The following is a 4,792-nucleotide window of genomic DNA, read 5'->3' as shown; positions in this document are numbered from 1 at the left end:
GAGTAGAACGAATTCTTGCAATGTATAATGGACCGGATAAAGATGTACTTATAAAAAGATTAAAAGACAAGGAAACAGAATATGTGAGACGTTTAAAAACCGCTTGTTATGCTTTTAAGTCTGATGATTTGTATAAGAATTTATTAGGTACATTACAATATGGATTAGAGTTTAAAAGTATTATTGTAGAGGATATAAAATCTTATCATGATATTTATGATCAAGTGTTAGAAAAATTAAATAACGATAAAATGCGTGCTGCCTTAACTTTTCTTGAAACTGCTATATCAATTCCTGATTTAACTAACCCAGGTGATCTTGGTATTATAAATAAGACAAGACAAACTTTTTGTGATTTTTGTAAGTTTTTCCTAGATACAGATAGTATTGTTAGACTTGAAAGAGCGCTATCAGGTATTGTAGAGACATTAAGTAAAAAAGAGGGAGTAGAACGAATTCTTGCAGAGTATGGTGGACCTAACAAAAACATACTTACACAAAGATTAAAAGATATAGAAACAGAATATAGTAAGTATTTAAAAAATATTTGTAGTCATGATTCTATTTATGACATGGAGAATAGCTTATTAAGCAATGCAAATAATGCATCCAGTTTTATTGGTATTGAAACTGAGGTAACATCTTGTAATAGTAAGTATATTAATATTATCAGTAAATTCAGTGAGGAAGGAGAACGTGCTTTGATTTTCTTTAAAGATTCTGTAATAGACCCTAATTTAGAACCCCTAGATTCTCCTGCAATGACGCTTAGGATAATACAGAACTTTAGTTATTTTTTATTTGATACGGATAATGGTTCGTTTGATAACATAAAAAAGGCTATCTTGAGTGTTGTAATGACATTGCGGACAAGGAAATTCGCAGAAGAAGTTATTGAGAAATATGTTACTGGATCAGAGAAAAATATGATCGAACGGATATTTCAAGTTGAAGAAGTGAGATATAAAAAATATTTAAAAAGTATTTTTAATTGTGATATGTCCTCTTATGATAATACTATTTGTTTTGATGTGATGCAAATGAAATACGATCCATATCTATGGGAAAGTATTGTAAATGGAACATATCGTTATTATGATATTTTTAGTAAAATCTCAGAACAATTAAGTAATGAAGAGAGAGATGCTTTGGCTTTTCTTGAAGATGTTATAACAAATCTTGTTCCGGGTAATCCAGATGGTCATGAGGTTACAATTAAGACGAGGAAGTATAGGAGTTTTATAGTTGATATAGATGATGTTGATAAACTTCGATCGGCTTTATTGAATATAGTATTAACATTAAATGCAAAAAAAATGGCAGAAAAAGCTCTTGTAGATTATACTGGAGCAGGAAAAAGTATCCTTTTAGCAAAATTAGAAGATACTAAGGCAGAATACGTACGCAACTTAAGAAGTATTTGTGATACTTGCTCTATGTATGATCATTTATCATCCACACAAAATTATGTATTACAATTTGAGGGAATTGTAAATGATGTAAATTCTTATAGCAGTATTATGAAAAAATTAGGTGATGAAGAAAGAGATGCTTTAATCTTCGTTGAAGATTCTATAATGATATACAATCCAAATGACCCAAGTGATTATAAAAGTACGATGGATTTGAGCGCAAACTATAGTGATTTTATATTGGAGGAATTTTATATTGATGTATTTAAGAGAGTTCTATCAAAGGTTGTAAAAACATTAAAGTCACAAAAAAGAATAGAAGATGCTCTTAAAAATTATGTTGAGCCAGGGAAAGATATTCTTGAACAAAGATTCCGAGAGGTAAAAGCAGAATATATGAAGCATTTAAAAAGCATTTGTAATGTTTCCACTTTTGAGAATGTAAAACGTAATTTATTGAAAAAATCAGATTATTCATCTCAATTTGAAGATATTGCAATTTCTATCGATTTGTATAAGAGTGTTTTCGAACGATTAGATGCTAATGCTAAAAAAGCTTTAGATTTTCTTGAAAAATGTATAACAAGAGCTAATCCAGATGATTCGGATGACCATGAAATTATAATTCAGGCAAAACGAAATTATAACTTACTGATACTGGAGTCAAATGATATTAGTAAACTCAAGTTGGTGCTGTCAGGTATTGTGGCAACGTTGAATGAGAAAAAAATAGTAGAAGATGTTTTTAAAGAGTATACTAAAATAGGGAAAGATGTTCTTAAACAAAAATTCCGAGATATAAAAGTAGATTATATGACGCATTTAAAAAACATTTGTAATGTTTCTACTGTTGATGAAATGGAAAGTAATTTATTGAGCAATTCAAATTATACACCTCAATTTAGCAGTATTGCAATTTCTATCGCTTCGTATAAGAGTGTTTTAGAAGGATTAAATGTTGATGATGGAAAAGCTTTAGATTTTCTTGAAAAGTCTATAACAAGATCTAATTCAGATGGCTTGAATGAGCATGAAATTACAATTCAAATGAAACGAAACTATAATTCACTGATGTTGGATGCTAATAATGATATTAGTAAATTTAAGCCGGTTCTGTTAGGTATTGTAGAAACGTTAAAGGCAAAGAAGAAAGCAAAAAATGCTCTTAGAGAGTATACTAAACCAGGGAAAGATATTCTTGAACAAAGATTACAAGATATAAAAACAGAATATAAGAGGCATTTAAAAAACATTTGTAATGTTTCTACTGTTGATGAAATGAAAAGTAATTTATTGAGCAATTCAAATTATACATCTCAATTTAGCAGTATTGCAATTTCTATCGCTTCGTATAAGAGTGTTTTAGAAGGATTAGATGTTGATGATGGAAAAGCTTTAGATTTTCTTGAAAAGTCTATAACAAGATCTAATCCAGATGATTCGCATGAGCATGAAATTACAATTCAAATGAAGCGAAACTATAATTCACTGATGTTGGATGCTAATAATGATATTAGTAAATTTAAGCTGGTGTTGTTAGGTGTTGTGGAGACGTTAAAGTCGAAAAAAAAAGCAAAAGATGCTCTCAAAAAGTATACTGGGGTGGGGAAAGATGTTCTTGAACAAAGATTCCAAGAGGTAAGAGCAGAATATAAGAAGCATTTAAAAAATGTTTGTAATACTTTCTATTTGTATGAAATGGAAAATAATTTATTAAGAAACGCAAATAGTTCATTTCAATTTGAAAATATTGTAAAGTCTATTGCCTTGTATAGTGGTGTTTTAGAACGACTAGGTGATAATGATAAAAAAGCTTTAGGTTATCTTGAAAAATGTATAACAAGAGCTAATCCAGATGACTCGAATGACCATGAAATTACAACTCAAATGACGAGAAACTATGACCTATTGATGCTGGATGCTAATAATGATATTAGTAAATTCAAGCTGGTTTTGTTAGGTATTGTAGAAACGTTAAAGGCAAAGAAGAAAGCAAAAAATGCTCTTAGAGAGTATACTAATCCAAGGAAAGATATTCTTGAACAAAGATTCAAAGATGCAGAAGCAGAGTATATGAGGTATTTGAAGGGCATTTGCAATACTTTATATTTTAATGAAATGTATAATAATTTGTTAAGAAAAACAGACAATTCATCCCAATTTAAATCTATTTTAGAATCTATTCACTTTTATGGTTTTAGTTATCATAATTTTGTAATTATTATGGGACAATTAGATAAAGATGAACAAAATGCTTTAATTTTTCTTGAATATGCCATAATAAATCCTAGTTTTGATGATCCAAATGACCATGAGATTATAATTAGTGCAAAACGAAATTATAGTTTCCTTACGCTATACGAGGATGATATTAGTAAACTCAAGCTAGTTTTGTCAGGCATTGTAAGAACATTAAAGGAAAAAAAATTAGCAGAGGATGCTCTTCAAAAGTATACTAGGATAGAGAAAGATGTTCTTGAACAAAGGTTCCAAGTTATAAAAACAAAGTATATGAAGCATTTAAAAAATATTTGTAATATTTCTTCTATTGATGAAATGAAAAGTAATTTATTAAACAATGCGGATCATTCATTACAATTTAGAAATATTGTAGAGTCTATAAATTATCATATCAGTATTGAAGAACGGTTAAATATTGATGAGAAAAATGCTTTGGCTTTTCTTGAAAGTGTTATAACAATATTTAATCAAAGTAATCTTGAGTTTGTGACCCATACAAAATATAACTTTTATATTTTTATATTACAGATAGGAAATATTGATAGACTTAAAGCAATTTTGTTAGGGATTGTAAAAATGTTAAATGCGACAATAGAAATAGAGAAAGTTTTGGAGAATTATTCTGGAGCAAATAAAGAGCAATTTATACAAAGATTACAAAAGGAAAATACAAATTATATAAAACTCTTAAAAAGAGTTTGTAATACTTACTCTTTTGTTAAAATGTACAGTGATTTGTTAAATAGAGCAGACGATGTGTTGCAATTTATAAGTATTGATATTGATTTGAAATATTATACAAAACTTATAATGAAATATAATCATGTTTCTGCTTTGCAGATTTTTACTGATAGGGCAAGAATGGCAGTTACTGAATTACTTTATAAATTTAGTCTATCTGATGAACATAAGGAAACAGCTATGTATTTGAGAAAGGCATTAGTAGATACTGCTAAAACATATACTAATGATACGTTTTATGATCTATTGTCTAAATTAAATGTTGATAGAGTTAAAGCAATTATGAACAATATGTTAGAGGGTCATCATTTAAGTTTGTTTTATAGGGCTAGTGGAATTATTAAGAATATCCAAGTGCCGGATGTAAAGCGTAGATTACAGGATAGGTTAGACATGGC

The 4,792-nt window shown here is 28.7% G+C and carries 1 protein-coding gene; it reads left to right on the top strand.

The window, feature by feature from the left end; genetic code table 11:
* Positions 1 to 20: 20 nt before the first annotated feature.
* Positions 21 to 4,792: BTA121 domain-containing protein surface lipoprotein (locus U880_RS10020; protein WP_038359097.1), on the top strand; the 4,772-nt coding region annotated here is incomplete at its 3' end.

The sequence above is a fragment of the Borrelia hispanica CRI genome, from assembly GCF_000500065.1.
GTDB classification, from domain to species: domain Bacteria; phylum Spirochaetota; class Spirochaetia; order Borreliales; family Borreliaceae; genus Borrelia; species Borrelia hispanica.
Note: the sequence above shows the minus strand (reverse complement) of the source record. Positions and strands in the feature narration are given on the sequence as shown.